The following is an 18682-nucleotide window of genomic DNA, read 5'->3' on the forward strand; positions in this document are numbered from 1 at the left end:
TTACCGAACAGTCCACAGACAGAATGAGCGGGCGCACCAGAGATCTGGTGCGCCCGCTCAGTTCTTGTTATGGGCGGCCTCGTTATGGGTCGGTGCCAGGGCGGGTCCGGCCACCGCGCACTGCGGCATGCAGTCGACGCTGTCCAGGGCGGGCGTGCGGCGCGGCGGGCGCAGCAGGGCGGCCGCGAGCACCGCGCCCGCCAGCAGCAACCCGACGCAGATCCACACGGCGGTACCGAATCCGTGATGGAAGGCGACCGGATCGCCGAGCGCGCCGGAGATGCCGGCCAACCCGGGCAGCGCGGCGACGGCGAGTAGCTGCGCGGTCCGCGCGACGGCGTTGTTCACCCCGGACGCGATACCGGCCTCGCTGGACGGCACCGCGCCGAGCACGGCGCCGGTCAATGGGGCGACCAAGGCCGCGAGGCCGAACCCGAAGACGAGCACGCCGGGCAATACATCGGTGAGGTACGTGGTGTCCGGACCGATCCGCAACAGCAGCACCAGGCCGCCCGCGGCGAGCAGCGGACCCACCGTCATCGGAATACGCGGTCCGTGCACCTGCGCCCAGCGTCCGGCGGGCGCCGAAAGGACCAGCATGATCAGCGTGATCGGCACGGTGGCCACGCCCGACATCAGCGGTGAATATCCCGCCACCAGCTGCAGTTCCAGCACCAGCAGGAAGAACACGCCGCCGAGCGCCGCGTAGACCGCGAGGGTGACCAGGTTGGCAGCGGTGAAGACCCTCGAGGCGAACAGCGATGGCGGGACCAGCGGATGGTCGCTGCGCATCTCGATCACCACGAACGCCGCGAGCAACAGCACACCGGAGACAATGAGCAGCGGCATGGTCTCGATCAAGCCGAAGGTCAGCGTGCCGAGCGCCAGCGCGACCACCAGGGCGCCCGGCACGTCCAGTTGCGTCTTGGCATTCGGATCATGGCTCTCCGGCACATGTTTCAACGCGACGAGCACCACCACGAGGGTGAGCGGCACATTGATGAAGAAGATGGAGCGCCAGCCGGCCAGCTCGATCAGCCAGCCGCCGAGGAACGGCCCGAGCGCGCCGGAGACCCCGCCGAAGCCGGACCACAGGCCGATCGCCGCGCCCTGATCGCGCCGATCGATGGACGAGGAGATCAACGCGAGACTGCCCGGCGTCAGCATGGCACCGGCCACGCCCTGCAGAATGCGGGCGAACACCAGCATCTCGATATTGACCGCGGCGCCGCACAGCACCGAGGCGAACGCGAAACCGATGGTGCCCCAGACGAACACTTTGCGCCTGCCGAGCCGGTCACCGAGCGAGCCGCCGAGCAGAATGAACGACGCCAAGGTCAGCGTGTACCCGTTCAAGGTCCACTGCAGCCCGGCCACATCGGTGTCGAGCGACTCCCCGATCCGCGGCAACGCGATGTTCACGACGGTGGCGTCGAGCGAGGCCACCGACGAACCGAGGATGGTGGCCAGCAGAATCCAGCGGCCGGTGGCCGATTTCAGCCGGGGCAGATCAGTGGTGCGCACCGACTCAACATAATGGCCGGATGCGGGGAGATCGCCGGTGTCAGAGTTCCTGGACGCAGACGACGAATCGACGCTCCTCGTAGACGTACCCCGTGCCGCTGCCGCAGACGCTGACATCGTCGGCGCCGTCCACCCGTTTGACGACCTTGACGCCCTTGCTGGTCGCCGCCCCGGTGCAGTCGATCCGCTTGGGATCGTCGCCGCCGACGTCCATGCAGCCGCCGACGACCCAGTCGATGTCCAGGCAGTACGCGCCCTGCTCGATGCCGTTGAGGGTCTCGGCGTAGTAGTTGTCTGCGTCGCTCACGCACTGCGAGCTCTTCGGCGCCTTACCGATCACCTTGTAATTCGCCGCCCGGCTACCGCAGGACGCCTTCTCGATGGTGGCGTTCGAGGTGGTGCCGCCGAGCGTGACGCAGTCGCCCTCCTCGGCCTTGAAGTCGATGTTGGCGCTCTTGGTCGGCGTGGGCTTGCTGGTGGTCGGCCGGCCCGAAGTGGGCTTGCCTGGCGAAGGTTTCGGGGTGGTAGAGACGGCATCGATGGTGCCGTTGTTCACTGCGGGCTGCGCGCTACCGCTGATGGTGGAGCTACAGCCGACCACCGCTAGGGCGGCCATCGCGATAAACGCCGCAGACGCGACTCGACCCCAGGTCAGTTGACCAGACACGTACAGTCCTCCCGAGCTGTAACGCTCCGAACTCACACCCCCGTAAGAATCCGAAGTAAACAAAACTTAGCTGTGCTTGAAATACACGCCATGCATACACCATGGCATACGCGCACGTCGACTCGACTGCGGAATCGAGGTTCCAGCAACCGATCTGGGTATGGTGGAGTTTCGTAGTTCGAGAGGAGTCACCGTGAAGCTGATCAGCACGATTGTCTGCTCGGCTGGCGCGGTCTTCGCCTCTCTCTGGCTGCCCGCCGTGGCCTCAGCAACCGATGTGCACTGCACCTCGGAAAACGGCACGGACATCACCGTCATCGACGGCCGCACCGCCTGCCGCGCCGCCACCGACCTGCTCGGCCAGGCGAAATCTCTGGGAATCGACGGTGTCGGCTACGCGAATGCCACCGCGGGGGCGATGGCGATCGGCATCGGCGCGGCCGGCGGGGTGGGGGCCAGCGACGGTGCGGGCGGGATACCGATCGCGATCGGCGTCGGCCAGGACGCGATCGCACTCAGTTCCATTGACCACAACCAGATTTCAGCGAACCCGGGCACGCCGACGATCGCTGTGTCGGTCGCCCTCGACGGGTCCCGCGCCGGCGCGCGGACCGCCGACCGGACCGTGGTGTGCCTCGGCGGCGGGGCCTTCGCCTGGAATTCACGTACCGGCGACACGTGCCTGAGCACGCCCTTCGGCCGCTGGCAGACCCCGGTGGACCAGCTACCCTGAGGGACGCACCCGATGCGCGGTGGTCAGGAGGTGACCGCATGGTTTCGGCAACGGCAGCGGGCGACTTCGACGCCGCCGACCCGGCGAAGGGCAAGCTGGCCGCGCCCAAAGAGATGCTGGTCGACCCGCGATTCATCCGGCTCGCCGACCAATTCTTCGGCATGTTCACCCAGCCGAGCCGCGGCGGCGCGGCATTGGCCGTCTACCTCGACGGCAAGCCGGTGGTGGACATCTGGGGTGGCTGGGCAGGCAAGGACCGGCGCTGGAACGGCAGCACCGTCGCGCTGACCTTCTCCACCGGCAAGGGCGTCGCCTCCACCGTGCTGCATCGGCTGGCCGAACGCGGCCTGATCGACTACGACGCGCCGGTCGCCCAGTACTGGCCCGAATTCGCCGCGCACGGCAAGGACGACATCACGGTGCGCGATGTGCTCTCGCACCGGGCCGGGCTGCATCGAGTGCGCGGCCTGGTCCCCGGCCGCGAGGGCATCCTCGACTACGGCGCCGTGGTCCGCGCGCTGGCCGACAGCCCGCCGGATCCGCGCCGTATCCGCACCTCCGGCTACCACGCCATCACCTTCGGCTGGCTGGTCGCCGAGATCGTGCAGCGGGTCACCGGCGAATCGTTCACCGACGTGCTGCGCCGGGAGATCGCCGAGCCGCTCGGGCTCGACGAATTCTGGTTCCGGGTGCCGGAAGCCGAGCGTTATCGGATCGCCAAGATCTTCCCGCACCTGAGCCCGCCCGGGATCCGCTGGAACACCGCCTCGTCGGTGCTGTCCTGGGTTCGCCCGATTCGCGGGCTCGCCGAGGCGGGCATGCCGGAGAGCTTCGACGAACTGGTCCGCGACCCTCGGGTGCACGACGCCGTGATGCCGGGTTGGAACGGCGTCTTCTCGGCGCGCGCGCTGGCCAGAATGTATGGGGCGCTGGCCAACGAGGGCCGGGTCTTCGTTGAGCGCCGTGGCGGCGGCGAAACCGTGCAGTTTCTGCGGCCGGAGACGATCGACCTCATCAACCAGGTGCAGCCCGCGGAGAGCCGCGACTACGTGCTCGGCCTGCCACTGCGCTTCACCCTCGGCTACCACCGCCCGGTGCTGATGTCCAAGCAGCAACCGCGAAAGGCGTTCGGCCACTACGGCGTCGGTGGTTCGGGGGCCTACGCCGATCCGGAACTCGGCATGTCGGTCGCCTTCGTCACCAACCGACTCGGCAACGCGGTGACCGCGCTCGGCGACGCCCGGCTCGCCCGGCTCGCGGCGACCGCGCGCAACACGGTGCGCAGAGTCAAACCGGCCGTCGTCATCGACGAGACCGATTCCTAGGCGGGTCGAACCCGCAGACGGGTGCGGCTGCGCCTGGCCCCGAAGTATGCGAACGGCCGTGCGCCAATCTCGGTGCCGCACAACATAGCAACCGGTCCGCACCGCCCGATTCTGTTCGGTGTGGTGAGTGATTTACATCACGAAGACGTTTGACGCCGCCCTCATGGCGACCGACCAGCGAGATCATTCGGCACACCGGACTCGCCGACTTGACCGGTACCTTTCGCGAAACCGAATGGCCCACAACGGGTTATGTGACGGCGACCACACCGGCCGGTCTGTCTGAATCAATAGGAAACGCCACTGGCTTCCAGCCGCACCTGGACGGTAGGAAGGACGAAGGGTCGGGCCGTCAATACCCGTGGGGCCGCTCTGCTTGCCCCACGCCGATGAGAGATCTCGTGACATACGCGCGCGTCTGCGCGTGTGCGCGAGAGATGGAATGGACGAGAAACCTATGCATGCCGCTTCGCACACCGGGTCGCTACCTGCTCGCCGCCGGGGGGCACAGCTAACCCGCAGGCTGCGGGCGGGCGCCCTGTTGTCCGCGACCATCGCGGCGGCGGGTGTCCTGCTCGTCGCGCCCGCCGAGGCCGAACCCATCCCCGGGCTCGGTTCCGGATCGGCCGGTTCGGCAACCGAGCCACAGCCGCAGCAGCCGAACTTCGCGCCGCCCTCGATCAACATCGCCGATGGCGAGGTGGTCGGGGTGGCCCAGCCGATCATCATCAACTTCAAGGACCCGGTGACCGATCAGGCCACCGCCGAGAAGTTCATCAAGATCACCTCGTCGAAGCCGGCGCCGGGCCACTTCTACTGGCGCGGCGACAAGCAGGTGCGCTGGCGGCCGAACGAGTTCTGGCCGGACAACACCGACGTGCAGGTGCAGGCGGGCGAGACCCGCAGCGCCTTCAAGATCGGCGACGCCCTGGTCAGCACGGCCGACGACAACACGCACACCATCACCATCACCCGCAATGGTGAGGAGGTGAAGACGATGCCGACCTCGATGGGCAAGCCCAAGCACGAGACCCCGAACGGCACCTACATCGTCGGCGAGCAACTGCGCAAGATGATCATGGATTCGTCCACCTACGGTGTCCCCGTCACCGATCCCGAGGGCTACAAACTCGAGGTCGAGTACGCGACCCGCATCTCCAACAGCGGCATCTTCGTGCACGCGGCCCCGTGGTCGGTCGGACAGCAGGGCAAGTCCAACGCCAGCCACGGCTGCCTGAACGTGAGCACCGAGAACGCCAAGTGGTTCATGGAGAACACCCGCCGGGGTGACCCGGTCGTCATCGTGAACACCAAGGGCGGAACGCTGAGCGCCAGCGACGGTTTGGGCGACTGGAACGACTAGCAGGTTCGCCGCTCCGGCGGCACAAGACACGTCACGAAGCCGAACATTACGATCAATTAGCAGTTTGCTGATCGTGGTGTTCGGCTTTTTGATTCACTGTGCGCGTGCTCGAGAAGTTCAGCGGTCGGGGGGCCGGCGTTAACCGACTGTTTGCTCCCGTCCGTAGAGTGCGCGACGTGCGAGCGAGGCCGGAACGAGTACTGCCCCAACCGCGCGGACGTGGTCTGCGCAACCGGCCCTGGCAGGACTACGCCCTGTTCCTCGTTTTGGTCGTGCCGAATCTCGCGCTGCTGACGCTGTTCGTCTACCGGCCGTTGATCGACAACATCCGGCTCTCGTTCTACGACTGGAACATTTCCGATCCGGTGGCCACTTTCATCGGAGTCGCCAACTACCGCGAGTGGTGGAGTCGGCCGGATTCCTGGGACATCGTCACCAACACAGTGGTTTTCACCCTCGCGGCGGTGGTCGGCAGCATGGTGCTCGGTCTCGCGCTCGCGTTGCTGCTGGACCGGAAGTTGTTCGGCCGCAATGTGGTCCGCTCGGCGATCTTCGCACCGTTCGTCATCTCCGGCGCCGCCATCGGCGTGGCCTTCCAGTTCATCTTCGATCCGAGCTTCGGTCTGGTCCAGGATGTCTTGCACCGCATCGGTGTCGCACAGGTGCCCGACTTCTATCAGGACCCGCACTGGGCGCTGTTCATGGTGACGGTGACCTACATCTGGAAGAATCTCGGCTACAGCTTCGTCATTTATCTGGCCGCGCTGCAAGGGGTTCGGGCCGAGCTGATGGAGGCGGCCGAGATGGACGGCGCGAGCCGGTGGACCACCTTCACCAAGGTGCTGCTGCCGCAGCTGCGCCCGACCACATTCTTCCTGTCGATCACGGTGCTGCTGAACTCGTTGCAGGTCTTCGACATCATCAACGTGATGACCCGCGGCGGTCCGCTCGGCACCGGCACCACCACGATGGTCTACCAGGTGTACGAGGAATCTTTCCGTAATTTCCGCGCCGGGTACGGCGCGACCGTGGCCACCATCATGTTCGTGGTGCTGCTGGTCGTCACGCTGGTGCAGGTTCGCGTCATGGATCGGAACGAACAGTGATCAAGGATCCGGCTGTGGCGAATAGCGGCCTGTCCCGCACGATTTCCTACCAGCGCCGCCAACGTTGGGTGACGCTGCTCGGTTACGCGGCCATGGTGTGCGTGCTGATCATTGTCGGCGTTCCGCTGTTCTGGATCGTCATCACCTCGTTCAAGGCCCGCCCGGACATCTACGTGCAGCCCGCGGTGTACTGGCCACACAGCTGGCATCCGGAGAACTATCGCGATGCCACCACAACGCTGCCGTTCTGGACCTTCCTGAGCAATTCACTGATCGTCACCGGGGTGATCTCGGCGGTGAAGTTCGTGCTCGGCGTGTTCAGCGCGTACGGGCTGGTGTTCCTTCGGTTCCCCGGTAAGTCGGTGGTGTTCCTGGTGATCATCGCGGCGCTGATGGTGCCGAACCAGATCACCGTGATCTCCAACTACGCGCTGGTCTCCCAGCTCGGCTGGCGAAACACCTTGGTGGGCATCATCGTTCCGCTCTGCGGGGTCGCGTTCGGCACCTTCTTGATGCGCAACCATTTCCTTTCGCTGCCATCGGAGGTGATCGAGGCCGCCAGGATGGACGGCGCCAATTGGTGGCGGCTGCTGACCAGGGTGGTGCTGCCGATGTCCGGGCCGACCATGGTCGCCTTCGCGGTGGTCACGCTGGTCAACGAGTGGAACGAATACCTCTGGCCGTTCCTGATGGCCGACGGCCCCGAGGTCGCCACGTTGCCGGTCGGGCTGACGCTGCTGCAGAACACCGAGAACCCGAGCGTCACCAACTGGGGGCCGGTCATGTCGGGCACGTTGCTGACGATGCTGCCGATCCTGGTCGTGTTCCTGCTGCTGCAACGCCACATGATCAAAGGCCTCACCTCGGGTGCGGTCAAAGGTTAGGCGTACCTCCGCATTCGCTCCGGCCATGCGCGGTCCAAAGACGGACTCCGTCCGGCTGCGCCTACTAGATACAGGAGAACAAACGTGTCCACTTCTCAGTTCCCCGCGCTGTCCCGGCGCGGATTCATCGGGCTGGCCGGTGCCGTCGCCGCGGGCGCGGCGCTCACCGCGTGCGCGGGCACCGGCGGTGGCGCCAAGCAGTCCGGCGACGCCAATACCATCAACTTCTGGTCCAATCACCCTGGTAGCTCGAAGGATCAGGAAACCGAGCTGATCAAGCGGTTCCACGAGAAGTTCCCCGACCTGAAGGTCAACCTGATCGACGCGGGCAAGAACTACGAGGAGGTGTCGCAGAAGTTCAATGCGGCGCTCTCCGGTGGTGAACTGCCCGATGTCGTTGTGCTGTCCGATGTCTGGTGGTTCAACTACGCGCTCAACGGGTCCATCGAACCGCTGGACGGGCACTTCGGCGCCGCGGGTGTGCGGCTGGACGACTACGTCGACTCGCTGGCCGCCGACTACCTGTTCAACGGCAAGCACTACGCGCTGCCGTACTCGCGGTCGACGCCGCTGTTCTACTACAACAAGGATGTCTGGGCGAAAGCCGGTCTGCCGGACCGTGGCCCGGAGAGCTGGCCGGAATTCGACGAGTGGGGTCCGAAGATCCAGGCCGTGGTCGGCGACGGCAAGCTCGCGCACGGCTGGGGCGACGCGAAGAACTATCTCGCCTGGACTTTCCAGGGCCCGAACTGGACCTTCGGTGGCGCCTACTCCGACGGCTGGCAGCTGAAGTTCACCGAACCCGGCACGATCGCGGCGGGCCAGTTCCTGCGCGACATGATCCACACCAAGAAGTACGCGGGGATCAAGCCGCAGATCGCCGTCGATTTCGGCACCGGCGTCATCGCCTCGACCATCGCCTCCACCGGTGACCTCAAGGGCATCAAGCAGAACGCGGAAGGCAAACTGCAGTTCGGCACCGCGTTCCTGCCGCACCCGAACGGGCCCGGCGTCACGACCGGCGGCGCCGGTCTGGCGATTCCGGCGCGCATTTCCGACCAGCGAAAAGTGAACGCGCTCAAGTTCATCGAGTTCATCACCAACGCGTCGAACACGGCGTACTTCGCGCAGGCGACCGGGTACATGCCGGTGCGCAAGTCGGCCGTCGCCGACCCGGGCGTGCAGGACTTCCTGGCGAAGAACCCGAACGCGAAGGTCGCCATCGATCAGCTGCCGCTGACCAAGTCGCAGGACTACGCGCGGGTGTTCGTGCCGGGCGGCGACCAGATCATCGGCACCGGGTTGGAGCAGATCGGGCTGCAGAACGCCGATCCGGCAACCGTTTTCGCCAATGTCAGCAGCCAGCTGCAGGCCATCATCGACCGGCAGATCACGCCCAAACTGCCCAAGTAATGCCCGCACCCGTCGGCGGCCACCTCGGCGTGGCCGCCGTCGCGAATTCATCCGAGGAGATCGACGCCCATGGCCACAGTGCAGTTCGACGGGGTGACGCATCTGTATCCCGGTGCGCCGACACCCGCTGTCGACAGCCTGGAAATCGACATCGCCGATGGCGAGTTCATCGTCCTCGTCGGCCCATCGGGCTGCGGCAAGTCGACCAGCCTGCGCATGCTGGCCGGCTTGGAATCGGTGGAGGCGGGTCGAATCCTGATCGGCGGCAAGGACGTCACCGGTCTGCCGCCGCGGGCCCGCGATGTGGCGATGGTGTTCCAGAGCTACGCGCTGTACCCGAATATGACCGTCGCGCAGAACATGGGCTTCGCGTTGCGCAACGCGGGCATGAACAAGGCCGACACCCTGGTGCGGGTGCAGGAGGCGGCGAAGATGCTGGAACTGGAGCACCTGCTGGACCGCAAACCGGCGAAACTGTCCGGCGGCCAACGGCAACGAGTCGCGATGGGCCGCGCGATCGTGCGCAGGCCGCAGGTGTTCTGCATGGACGAGCCGCTGTCCAATCTGGACGCGAAGCTGCGGGTCAGCACCCGTTCGCAGATCGCCGCGCTGCAGAAGCGGCTCGGCACCACCACCGTGTACGTCACCCACGATCAGGTGGAGGCGATGACCATGGGCGACCGGGTCGCGGTGCTGCTGGACGGCAAATTGCAGCAGATCGCCGCGCCCCGTGAGCTTTACGACAATCCGGTGAATACCTTCGTCGCCGGATTCATCGGTTCGCCGGGGATGAACCTGCTGGAGGCGCCCGTGCGCGACGGGGCGGCGGTGCTGGATGATCTGCGAATCCCGTTGCCGCGGACCGCGAAAACGGGTGAGCGGGTGGTTGTCGGCATTCGGCCCGAGTCGTGGGAGGTGACCACCGAGGACGGCGGCCTCACCGTCGCCGCCGAACTGCTGGAGGAGCTGGGCGCGGAGTCATTCGTCTACAGCCACGGCGTGGCCGAAGACTGGAACAGCCGCTCGGGCAAGGTGGTCGTCCGAGTCGACCGCCGCTTCCAGGTAGCGCTCGGCGACCAGCTACGGCTGCGCCCCAAGCTCGACGACGTCTTCTTCTTCGATTCCGAAACCGAGGAACGCCTACGCTGACGGCGCTCCCCGGCCCGGAGTCGATCGAGCTCTGCATCGACTCCGGTCACACGGCGCAAAAGCCGGGGCGTCCGGTCACCAGATCTTCACGCGCTCCGTCGGCTCCAGATATAGCGCGTCGCCGGGCTTCACTTCGAAGGCTTCGTGGAAGCTGTCGATGTTGCGGACGACGGCGTTGCAGCGGAATTCCGGTGGGGAGTGGGGGTCGACGGTGAGGCGGCGGATGGCCTCCTCGGTGCGGACCTTGGTGCGCCAGACTTGGGCCCAGCCGTAGAAGACGCGCTGTAGACCGGTGAGGCCGTCGAGCACCGGCGGTTCGGCGCCGTCGAGGGAGATCTTGTAGGCCTGCAGGGCGATGGAGAGGCCGCCGAGGTCACCGATGTTCTCGCCGATGGTGAATTCGCCGTTGACCGTGTGCTCGTCCGGTAGGTCCTTGGGCGACAGCACGCTGTACTGGTCGATCAAAGCCTTTGTGCGCTTGCCGAATTCGGTGCGGTCGTCGTCGGTCCACCAATCGATCATGTTGCCGTCGCCGTCGTATTTGGCGCCCTGATCGTCGAAACCGTGGCCGATCTCGTGGCCGATCACCGCGCCGATACCGCCGTAGTTGGCGGCGTCGTCGGCATTCATGTCGAACATCGGCGGCTGCAGAATCGCCGCGGGGAAGACGATTTCGTTCATGCCGGGGTTGTAGTAGGCATTCACGGTCTGCGGCGTCATGAACCATTCGTCGTGATCGACCGGGCCGCCGAGCTTGTTCAGGTCGCGATCGTGGTCGGCGGCATAACCGTTGCGGTAATTGCCGACCAGATCGGCCGGGTCGATCACCACGTCGGAATAGTCGCGCCACTTGTCCGGGTAGCCGATCTTCGGGGTGAACTTCTCCAGCTTGGCCAGCGCGGCCGCCCTGGTGTCCTGGCCCATCCAGTCCAGCTGGGCGATGTTGCGGCGGTAGGCCTCCTGCAAGTTGGCGACCAGGTCCACCATCCGAGCCTTGGCCGCAGGCGGGAAGTGCTCGGCCACATACAATTTGCCCACCGCCTCGCCGAGCAGGTCCTGCACCAGCGAAACGCCGCGCTTCCAGCGTTCCCGGTTCTCCTTGGCACCGGTCAGTGTGCGGCCGTAGAAGCCGAAGCTCTCCTCGACCAGCTCATCGGTGAGATACGGTGCGCGCGAACGGATCACCCGCCAGGCCGCCCACGCCTGCCAGTCGGCCAGCGATTCCTCGGCCCACACCTGAGCGAAGGTGCGTAGGTAGTCCGGCTGACGCACCACGACTTCGGCGAACAAGTCGGGGCCGGGCTTGTCGACGCCCGCAGCGAGTGCCGAAGTCCATGCCGCCCAATCGAACTCGGGATAGTCGGCGGTCAGTGCGGCGAAAGTGGTGAGGTTGTAGCTACGTTCGGCGTCGCGGCGACGAACCACGTCCCAGTGTCCGGCGGCGAGCTTGCGTTCCAGCTCGAACACCCGCTGCCCGACCGTATCCAGGTCCGACGGCAGCAGCGCGCCGATCCGGGGATCGGCGGCGGCCAGCGCGAACATCCGGCCGACGTGTGCGATGTACTCCGCCCGGATCTCGGCGGATTCGTCCTGGCGGTAGTACGACTCGTCGGGCAGCCCGATGCCGGACTGGGTGGCGTGCACCAGGTAGCGGTCGGAGTTCTTGTCGTCGGTGTCGACGTAATACCCGACAGCACCGCCGACACCGGTGCGCTGCAAACTGCCGAGCAGGGTCGCGAACGCACTCCGGTCGGTGACCTGATGGATCGCGGCGAGCTCCGCCGAGATCGGCGTGAGCCCGGCGGCCGCCACCGTCTCGGTGTCCATGAAGCTGGTGAACAGATCGCCGATCTTGCGGGCATCGCTGCCCGGTTCCGACGGTTCGGCGGCCGCGTTCTGGATGATCACCTGGACATCCCGCTCCGCCTGGTCGTACAGGGTGCGCAGCGCGCCGTCCACCGCCCGGTCGGCCGGTATCTCGTGGTCGGCCAGCCATTTGCCGTTGACATGCGCGAACAGGTCGTCCTGCACCCGCACGCCCTGGTCGATGTAGGACAGATCGATACCGGAAGGGCTGGTCAGCTCGGAAGTCACGATCTCCAGTATGCAGAAAACGCGCTGCCGGGCGCCGCCGTCGACAGACCTCGGCCGGGCGGAGCGAACAGGCGGGCGCGCGACAGTCCGTCCCCGACCGTATCGACTGCTACCAAGTCAGGCGGTCAGCGCGATGCGGTCGAACTCGCCGTCCCGCACGCCGAGCAGAAAGGCGTCCCACTCCTGCGGGGTGTAGTCGAGGACGGTATCGCCGTGCCGGAGCGTGGTGTGACCGTCGGCCGCGGTGTGCGCGGTCAGTACGCCCGGCGTTCGCTCGCGCAGGCGGAGCGTGTCGAGGAACGTGGTCCATTCGCGCGCGGTAACGGTGATGACGGGCTCGTCCGCGGGGCGGTTTGCCGGGTTACGGCGGTATTTGCTGTCACGTATGAGCACCGCGTCACCATCGAAGCGGACCTCGACACATTGATTGCCGTTGTTCGACCGAGTCGATGTGAACCAGTCAGTGAAAACCGACCGGGGAGTAGCGGTGGGGGCCATGGCCAGATTTTACACTTGGGCATACGTCCTGATCAGGGTCGATGATTCGTCATGATCCAGCGATTGGTCTTGTGCGCGAACGTAAGCGAAGCCCAGATCGCGCACCAATTCCGGATCGTCGACCGCCCCGCCGAAGACGGCGCTCTCCGCCCAGCCGAAGGTCGGCAGCTGTTCGCCGGCGAAGTCGATGAGATGGAAGCTGGACCCGCCGAGCACCGCGCCAGCGGTGGCGGCGAACGGGATGACCCGCACCTCGATGGTGTCGAGCTCCTCGATCAATTCGGCCAGGTGGATCAGCTGCCCGCGCAGCACCTCGGGACCTCCGGTCTGTTGCAGCAGGGTGCCCTCGCCGATCACCGCGGTGAGCTCGACCGGCTCCTTGCCGCGCAACCGCTCCTGCCTGCGCATCCGGATGGCGACCAGCTGCTCGACCTGCACCGGGCGGATCATCACGTCGGCACTGATCAGCGCACGGGCGTAGTCCTCGGTCTGCAAGAGACCGGGCACGACCAGGCTGTCGTAACTGCGTATGCACTGCGCGCCGTATTCCATGCCGTACAACCGCTGCAGTTCGGGCCCGATCAGCGCGGACGATTTGGTCCACCAACCCCGCTGCTTGCTCGCCTCCAGCAGCGCGAGCAACTCCGCGCGCTCCTCGGCCTCCACCTCGAGCAGTTCGAGCACCGGGCCGATGGTGTTGGTGGTGAGCACGCGCCTGCCCTTTTCCACGTGCGACCAGTTGGCCGGGGTGAAGCCGACCCGCTTGGCGAAGCCGGCCGAATCGAAGCCGCGTTGTTCGCGCAGCTCCCGCAGCCGGAGCACCAGTTCCCAGCGGGCAACGGTTGGCGAGACGGGTGCCATGACAGGGGATCGTAGCTCGCCGGCTTTCCGGCGTGTGACTATTGTCAAGCCAGTTGCGCGGCGTTAGGGTCTGGGGCCAGCGGTCGATTCTCCCCACTTCACGCGATCCACCCGCATCGAGGCGAGGTTCGTCATGAGTTTGTCCCGCACTGATCAAGACAGTCATTCGTCGTCGTCCCACGACTACTCAGCCCAGGACTACACGGCGATCCAGGACGCCATCGCCCGCTGCCGCCGGTATCGCAAGGAGCACGGCCTGTACGGCGTCGTTGATCCCACGCTGGGACGAATCATGCTGGAAGTCGGCGCGGTCGGCGCGGTGGTCATGCCCGCCGCGCTCGGCCGCCGGGTCCGCGACCGGCTGACCGAGACGCAGGCCGAGCAGCGACCGGGCCCGATCATCGCGCACCCGCGCTCGAACCGGTGGACCTTCCTGACCGGCCCGACCGACAACTCGTATCTGGACACCGAACTGTTCGCCGACCTGTTCCGCGTCTGCGCCTCGGTCGCGCTGCCGGGCAGCCACATCGTGCTGCCATCACCCACCGACGAGTCCACCGGTTACCGGAGCTGGATCGCCGCGCCGCAGAACGGCTTTCGCCGCGAACTCCGCGATGTGCTGGCGGCGACCAGGGCCTGTGCGGCGATTACGGAGTAGGCGCGGGTGTCAGGGTGATGCTGAACTTGTCTTCCAGTCGCTGATTCCAGTCCCGCTCGCACTGCTCGATCTTGGACTGGTCGCTGCCCGCCCGGTTCACGCAGTCGAAGAAGTCCTTGCCACCGGAGTCGACGAAGAAGCTGTAGCCGATGATGGTGACCACGATGGCGCCGATCAAGCCGAGCACACCGAGGATCACGCCGGTGATCGCCATGCCCGCGCCGCCCGCGCGACCGGACCGGGTCTTCGCCAGCGCGACGAGGCCGAAGATCAGCGCGAAGGCACCGAACAGGTAGCCGCCGACCAAGGTCCAGAAGCTCAGCACCGCGAGGATGCCGAGCACCAGCGCGGTGATCGCCAGCCCCTTGCCCTTCGGCGACTCCTGCCAGTACGCGGGCTGTCCTGGATACTGACCACCCGGCGGCGGGTATCCCGGGGGCGGGGGATACTGGCCGGGAGGCGGATATTGCGACATGGACTTCCTCTCCGTCGGTGCCTCGCGCTGCTCGATCCGGACGAGGTGGTCCGGCGGAGTGCGCGGGGATCGCCTACTGATCGCGCGCGCTATTGGCGGATGTTAATGCGGCGCGGCTTACTGGGCGCCCAACCGCGCGTGCATCTCCCACACCAGAATTTCCGACGGTCGGCGGGCGATGACGCGTTGGCCGCCGGTTCTGGTCAGCCGGACCGCGTCGCCCTCGTCCAGGGTGCCGACGCCCTCCATCTCCACCTCACCGCGGGCGACGAATACGTGCAGGTACGGCGCGTCGGGCAGGTCGATGATGTGGTCGGCCTCGCCGGGCATCCTGGCCACGTGGAATGCCGCGTGGCTGCTGTTGATGGCGATGGCGGTGCGATCGCGGTAGCGCGGCAAGCCGGCGGCCACGGTCACCAGGCTGCCGGTCGCCAGCGCGTCGTCGATCTCGAGCTGTTGGTAGCCGGGTGTCAGGCCTGGTTCGTCGGGGACCACCCACATCTGCACGAAATGCACCGGCTCGTGGTGCTCGGCGCCGTCCAGCCGCCACGAGTCGTTCTTCTCCGAATGCAGGATGCCGGTGCCCGCGCTCATCCGCTGTGCGAGGCCCGGGTAGATGATGCCGCTGTGGCCGAGCGAGTCCTGGTGCACCAGGCTGCCGCCGAGCACCCACGTCACGATCTCCATATCCCGGTGCGGATGCGTGTCGAAACCTTGGCCGGGGGAGACGACATCCTCGTTGTTGACGAGCAGCAGGCCGTGGTGGGTGTTGTCGGGATCGTAGTGCTCCCCGAACGAGAAAGAGTGCTTCGAATCCAACCAGGACACCCGCGTCTTCATGCGGTCGCCTGCTCGATGGACGTCGATGTGTGGTGTCGTGAGTGTGGACATCATGGTCCTCCTCTCGGAACCGTGCACCGATCACCTTTCAGGGTAGGAGCACATCCGTCGCGGTACTCCACATTCCTAGTAAATTGTCCTGCACTCGGCATTTTACGCGAGCGACCAGCGGGTGAACGTCAGGCGAGCAGAACCGGCCGGTACGCCGAACGGGTGGGCGACCCCGCCGACGACAGCGGCACGACCCGGCACCCTAGCGGTGTCGGATTCGTAATATGAAGTGCGGCAACGTAACCGGAGGTGACGGCGGGATGCGATCCGAGGCGCTCGCACGCATCGAGCGACAACTCCGCAGCCAGGCGCGCCGCGACGGCATCGCACATTTCGTCGTCGGCGTCGCGGTCTTCCGCGACCGCAAACTTCTGGTGGTCCGCCGAGTACCCGACGACTACCACGGCGGCATGTACGAACTACCCGGCGGCGGAGTCGAATCCGGCGAAACCTTCGCCGAATGCGTCGCGCGCGAACTGTTCGAGGAAACCGGCCTGCGTGTGCGCACCATCACCGACTTCCTCGGCGGCTTCGACTACGCCACCAGAACCAAGTCCAAGGTGCGCAAATACAGCTTCGTAGTAGACGTCGAACCCGGTGAGGTCGCGCTGGCCCCCGGCGAACACGACGCCTTCGCCTGGATAGACGCCGACGCCTTGCACGACCTCCCCATGGCCCCCGACATGCGCGAGGCAGTAAGCGCCCTCGTCACCGACTCCCATTGACGCCCCGCAGGTTACGCACTAACACCCGACCGCCGGCGCAGCCATCAACCGCCATCGGCGACCCGTCTCGCGGGCACACCCCGCACGATCGGTCACGCCCCACCACCTACCCACCACGCGCGAGTTTTGCGAGCGCCGTTCGCGGCCCGTCTCGCGGCCGAGTGGCCGAAGCGCACGCGCCGCAGGCGCAAGTCTCGGCCGCTCGGCCGCGAGACTTCCCGGGGCCGCGAACACGCCGCGCCCGCGCGGCCAAAAACCCAGTAACCTCACCGCGTGTCCACTACCGGTCGCTCGGAGAGTTCCATTCCCTCTCGTTCGGAGACTTCCATTCCCTCGGATGAGCGGCCGGTTCCGCTGCGGACCGCGCTGCGGGAGAGTCCCGGGGTGGTGCGGCTTGCGCTGGTGCGGTTCGCCGGTCAGTTCGGCGACGGCATGTTTCAGGCGGCATTGTCGGGGGCGATTCTGTTCAATCCCGAGCGGCAGACCGATCCGCTGGCCATTGCGGCGGGTTTCGCGGTGTTGTTGTTGCCGTATTCGCTGATCGGGCCGTATGCGGGGGCGCTGCTTGATCGGTGGGATCGGCGCACCGTGTTGCTGGTGGCCAATGTGCTGCGTGCGGTGCTGATCGGGCTGGTGTGCGCGGGGCTGCTCGCCGGTATCGGGGAGACGCCGCTGCTGTTGCTGGCGTTGGCGGTGGTGGGGATCAGCCGGTTCGTGCTGTCGGGTGTGTCGGCGGCGTTGCCCCGGGTGCTTGCTCAGCACTGGCTGGTGCCGATGAATTCGGTGCTCGCCACGGTGGCTTCCGGGTGTGCGGGGCTGGGCGCGGCTACCTCGGTGGCGGTGATCGGCTTGATCGGCGCGGGTGATTTCGGTTCGGCGGTGGCGGTCGCGGCGAGCGGTGTCGGGTCGGTGGTGAGCGCGCTGCTGGCGGCGGGGTTCGCACCGCGGGTGCTCGGACCGGACACGGGCCAGGTGGCGAGCGAGAGTGCGCTGCGGGCCATCGCCACCGGGTTGCGCACGGGTGCGACGGCGGTGTGGGAGTCGGTGCAGGTCACCACCGCGATGCTGGGTATCGGCACGCATCGAATCGTGTTCGGCACCAACACCTTGATCATGGTGCTCGTGCTGCGGCAGACACCGACCGAGGGTTCCGGGTTGAGTAGCGGGTTGCTCGGGTTCGGGGTGGCCATTGCCGCGACCGCGGCGGGGATGCTGGTGGCCGCCGTGGTGGCGCCGTTGCTGATTCCGCGGCTCGGGCGGCCGAGGACGGTGGTGGTCGGCTTGCTGACGGCGACGGTGGTGCAGTTGACGCTGGTCACCCCGATCGCCTTCGCCGATTCCGGGTCGGCTGTGCAGCGGGCGCATCAGCTGCTGCTGGTCGGGGCGTTCTTGCTCGGGCTGGCCGGGCAGACGATCAAACTGACCGGCGATGCGACCATGCAGATCGATATCGATGACGCGCGGCGCGGTCAGGTATTCGCGCTGCAGGACACGGTGTTCAATATCGCCTTCATTCTGGCGATTGCCGCCGCCGCGCTGGTTATCCCGGACGACGGCCGGTCGCTGCCGGTGATTGTGGCGGGTGCCGGAATCTATTGCGCGGGCATTGCCGCCATCGCACTGAATGCGCGTCGGCGGACCGGTCCGGCGGTCGACCGGGGACCGGAGTGAATTTCCGGAGCGCGGAATTCAGGCGATGATCGGATCGTCGTCCAGGTGGCGTCCGACCGGGTTCAGCCATTGAGCGAAGTAGTGGGGTAGGTCGGGCGGTGGTAGGTCGTCCGCGGGCGGCGCGGGATGATCGTTTTCCGGCAACTGTCCGGCATCGAAACCCGGTTGTTCGGGCACCGAATCCGATGCTGGGTCACTGGCGTCGGGCAGGACGGCGTGCTCCTTGGCGTCGAGGTGATCGGTGCGCACGATCCAGTCGAGTGGTTCGCTGACGGCGTCCGCTGAGGTTCCGGTGATGTGATGGTTCCAGGTGCCGAGGCCGGTGGGATCGGTATAGAAGTGGTCGAGGACGCCGTCGTCGTCCAGATCGAGCGCCGCCACGTCGGCGACGCCGGAGCCCGCGGTGTCCCACATGGCGTCGTCGGTGAGGCCGTCGCCGTCGAAGTCGAGGCGCACGGCGTCGGCCGTACCCGGCCCGGCCAATTCCACATCGGCCTGGCTGGACCACACGTGCACGGGACCGTCACCCGTGCCGAACACATACTCGATCTCGTTCATATTTGTTTGGACGCGCGCAAGTGGCCTTCGGTTCCCTATTTCGCACACACCATTCCGGTAGGTTCATTTTCACTTCGACCCGATTCG

At 66.4% G+C, this 18682-nt stretch carries 18 protein-coding genes; 10 read left to right on the forward strand and 8 right to left on the reverse strand.

Annotation, left to right across the window (positions count from 1 at the left end; genetic code table 11):
* Positions 1–57: 57 nt before the first annotated feature.
* Positions 58–1524, reverse strand: coding sequence for an MFS transporter (locus tag KV110_RS41075; RefSeq protein WP_218472465.1), 1467 nt, complete (start codon positions 1522–1524; stop codon positions 58–60).
* Between the two features lie 40 nt (positions 1525–1564).
* Positions 1565–2191: an LppU family putative lipoprotein gene (gene lppU / locus KV110_RS41080; protein WP_218472466.1), complete on the reverse strand. Its 627-nt coding sequence runs from the start codon at positions 2189–2191 to the stop codon at positions 1565–1567.
* A 193-nt stretch (positions 2192–2384) separates the two neighbouring features.
* Between lppU and KV110_RS41085 the strand changes: the two genes are divergently transcribed.
* The 7 genes from KV110_RS41085 to KV110_RS41115 all read left to right on the forward strand — a co-directional run bounded on the left by KV110_RS41085 (position 2385) and on the right by KV110_RS41115 (position 10164).
* On the forward strand, positions 2385–2924 hold the full coding sequence (locus tag KV110_RS41085; protein ID WP_218472467.1) for a DUF6764 family protein: 540 nt from the start codon (positions 2385–2387) through the stop codon (positions 2922–2924).
* 113 nt (positions 2925–3037) lie between these two features.
* A complete protein-coding gene (locus KV110_RS41090; RefSeq protein WP_218479524.1) occupies positions 3038–4249 on the forward strand; it encodes a serine hydrolase domain-containing protein in 1212 nt (403 codons plus the stop codon).
* A gap of 442 nt (positions 4250–4691) precedes the next feature.
* Complete coding sequence (locus KV110_RS41095; protein WP_246634269.1) at positions 4692–5612, forward strand: L,D-transpeptidase; 921 nt, start codon at positions 4692–4694, stop codon at positions 5610–5612.
* Positions 5613–5788: 176 nt separating this feature from the next.
* A complete protein-coding gene (locus KV110_RS41100; protein WP_218472468.1) occupies positions 5789–6718 on the forward strand; it encodes a carbohydrate ABC transporter permease in 930 nt (309 codons plus the stop codon).
* A gap of 92 nt (positions 6719–6810) precedes the next feature.
* Positions 6811–7602, forward strand: a complete 792-nt coding sequence (locus KV110_RS41105; protein ID WP_246634859.1) for a carbohydrate ABC transporter permease — start codon at positions 6811–6813, stop codon at positions 7600–7602.
* An 84-nt stretch (positions 7603–7686) separates the two neighbouring features.
* On the forward strand, positions 7687–9015 hold the full coding sequence (locus tag KV110_RS41110; protein WP_218472470.1) for an ABC transporter substrate-binding protein: 1329 nt from the start codon (positions 7687–7689) through the stop codon (positions 9013–9015).
* A gap of 69 nt (positions 9016–9084) precedes the next feature.
* A complete protein-coding gene (locus KV110_RS41115; RefSeq protein WP_218472471.1) occupies positions 9085–10164 on the forward strand; it encodes an ABC transporter ATP-binding protein in 1080 nt (359 codons plus the stop codon).
* Between the two features lie 75 nt (positions 10165–10239).
* On the opposite strand, the gene KV110_RS41120 is transcribed toward KV110_RS41115, so the two are convergent.
* The 3 genes from KV110_RS41120 to KV110_RS41130 form a co-directional block, all read right to left on the reverse strand.
* Positions 10240–12267, reverse strand: a complete 2028-nt coding sequence (locus KV110_RS41120; protein ID WP_393538196.1) for a M13 family metallopeptidase — start codon at positions 12265–12267, stop codon at positions 10240–10242.
* A 108-nt stretch (positions 12268–12375) separates the two neighbouring features.
* On the reverse strand, positions 12376–12756 hold the full coding sequence (locus tag KV110_RS41125) for a DUF397 domain-containing protein (protein ID WP_218472472.1): 381 nt from the start codon (positions 12754–12756) through the stop codon (positions 12376–12378).
* 9 nt (positions 12757–12765) lie between these two features.
* On the reverse strand, positions 12766–13617 hold the full coding sequence (locus KV110_RS41130; protein WP_218472473.1) for a Scr1 family TA system antitoxin-like transcriptional regulator: 852 nt from the start codon (positions 13615–13617) through the stop codon (positions 12766–12768).
* Between the two features lie 133 nt (positions 13618–13750).
* Here KV110_RS41130 and KV110_RS41135 point away from each other — a divergent pair, with 133 nt between their 5' ends.
* On the forward strand, positions 13751–14275 hold the full coding sequence (locus KV110_RS41135; protein WP_218472474.1) for a hypothetical protein: 525 nt from the start codon (positions 13751–13753) through the stop codon (positions 14273–14275).
* On the opposite strand, the gene KV110_RS41140 is transcribed toward KV110_RS41135, so the two are convergent.
* Together KV110_RS41140 and KV110_RS41145 are read right to left on the reverse strand one after the other, a co-directional pair.
* The gene (locus tag KV110_RS41140; RefSeq protein WP_218472475.1) at positions 14265–14750 is read right to left on the reverse strand and encodes a DUF4190 domain-containing protein; all 486 of its coding nucleotides are present in this window, start codon (positions 14748–14750) and stop codon (positions 14265–14267) included. The two genes, KV110_RS41135 and KV110_RS41140, sit on opposite strands and share 11 nt — an antisense overlap.
* Positions 14751–14867: 117 nt before the next feature.
* The gene (locus KV110_RS41145) at positions 14868–15641 is read right to left on the reverse strand and encodes a pirin family protein (RefSeq protein ID WP_218479530.1); all 774 of its coding nucleotides are present in this window, start codon (positions 15639–15641) and stop codon (positions 14868–14870) included.
* A gap of 260 nt (positions 15642–15901) precedes the next feature.
* Here KV110_RS41145 and KV110_RS41150 point away from each other — a divergent pair, with 260 nt between their 5' ends.
* Together KV110_RS41150 and KV110_RS41155 are read left to right on the forward strand one after the other, a co-directional pair.
* Complete coding sequence (locus tag KV110_RS41150) at positions 15902–16366, forward strand: NUDIX hydrolase (RefSeq protein WP_218472476.1); 465 nt, start codon at positions 15902–15904, stop codon at positions 16364–16366.
* 327 nt (positions 16367–16693) lie between these two features.
* On the forward strand, positions 16694–18037 hold the full coding sequence (locus tag KV110_RS41155) for an MFS transporter (RefSeq protein WP_393538194.1): 1344 nt from the start codon (positions 16694–16696) through the stop codon (positions 18035–18037).
* 18 nt (positions 18038–18055) lie between these two features.
* Here the strand turns inward: KV110_RS41155 and KV110_RS41160 are convergent, their stop codons facing one another.
* Entirely contained in the window at positions 18056–18595 is a 540-nt protein-coding gene (locus KV110_RS41160; RefSeq protein WP_218472477.1) for a hypothetical protein, read from the reverse strand.
* Between the last annotated feature and the right edge of the window lie 87 nt (positions 18596–18682).

The organism is Nocardia iowensis, assembly GCF_019222765.1.
In the GTDB taxonomy this organism is placed as follows: Bacteria; Actinomycetota; Actinomycetes; order Mycobacteriales; family Mycobacteriaceae; genus Nocardia; species Nocardia iowensis.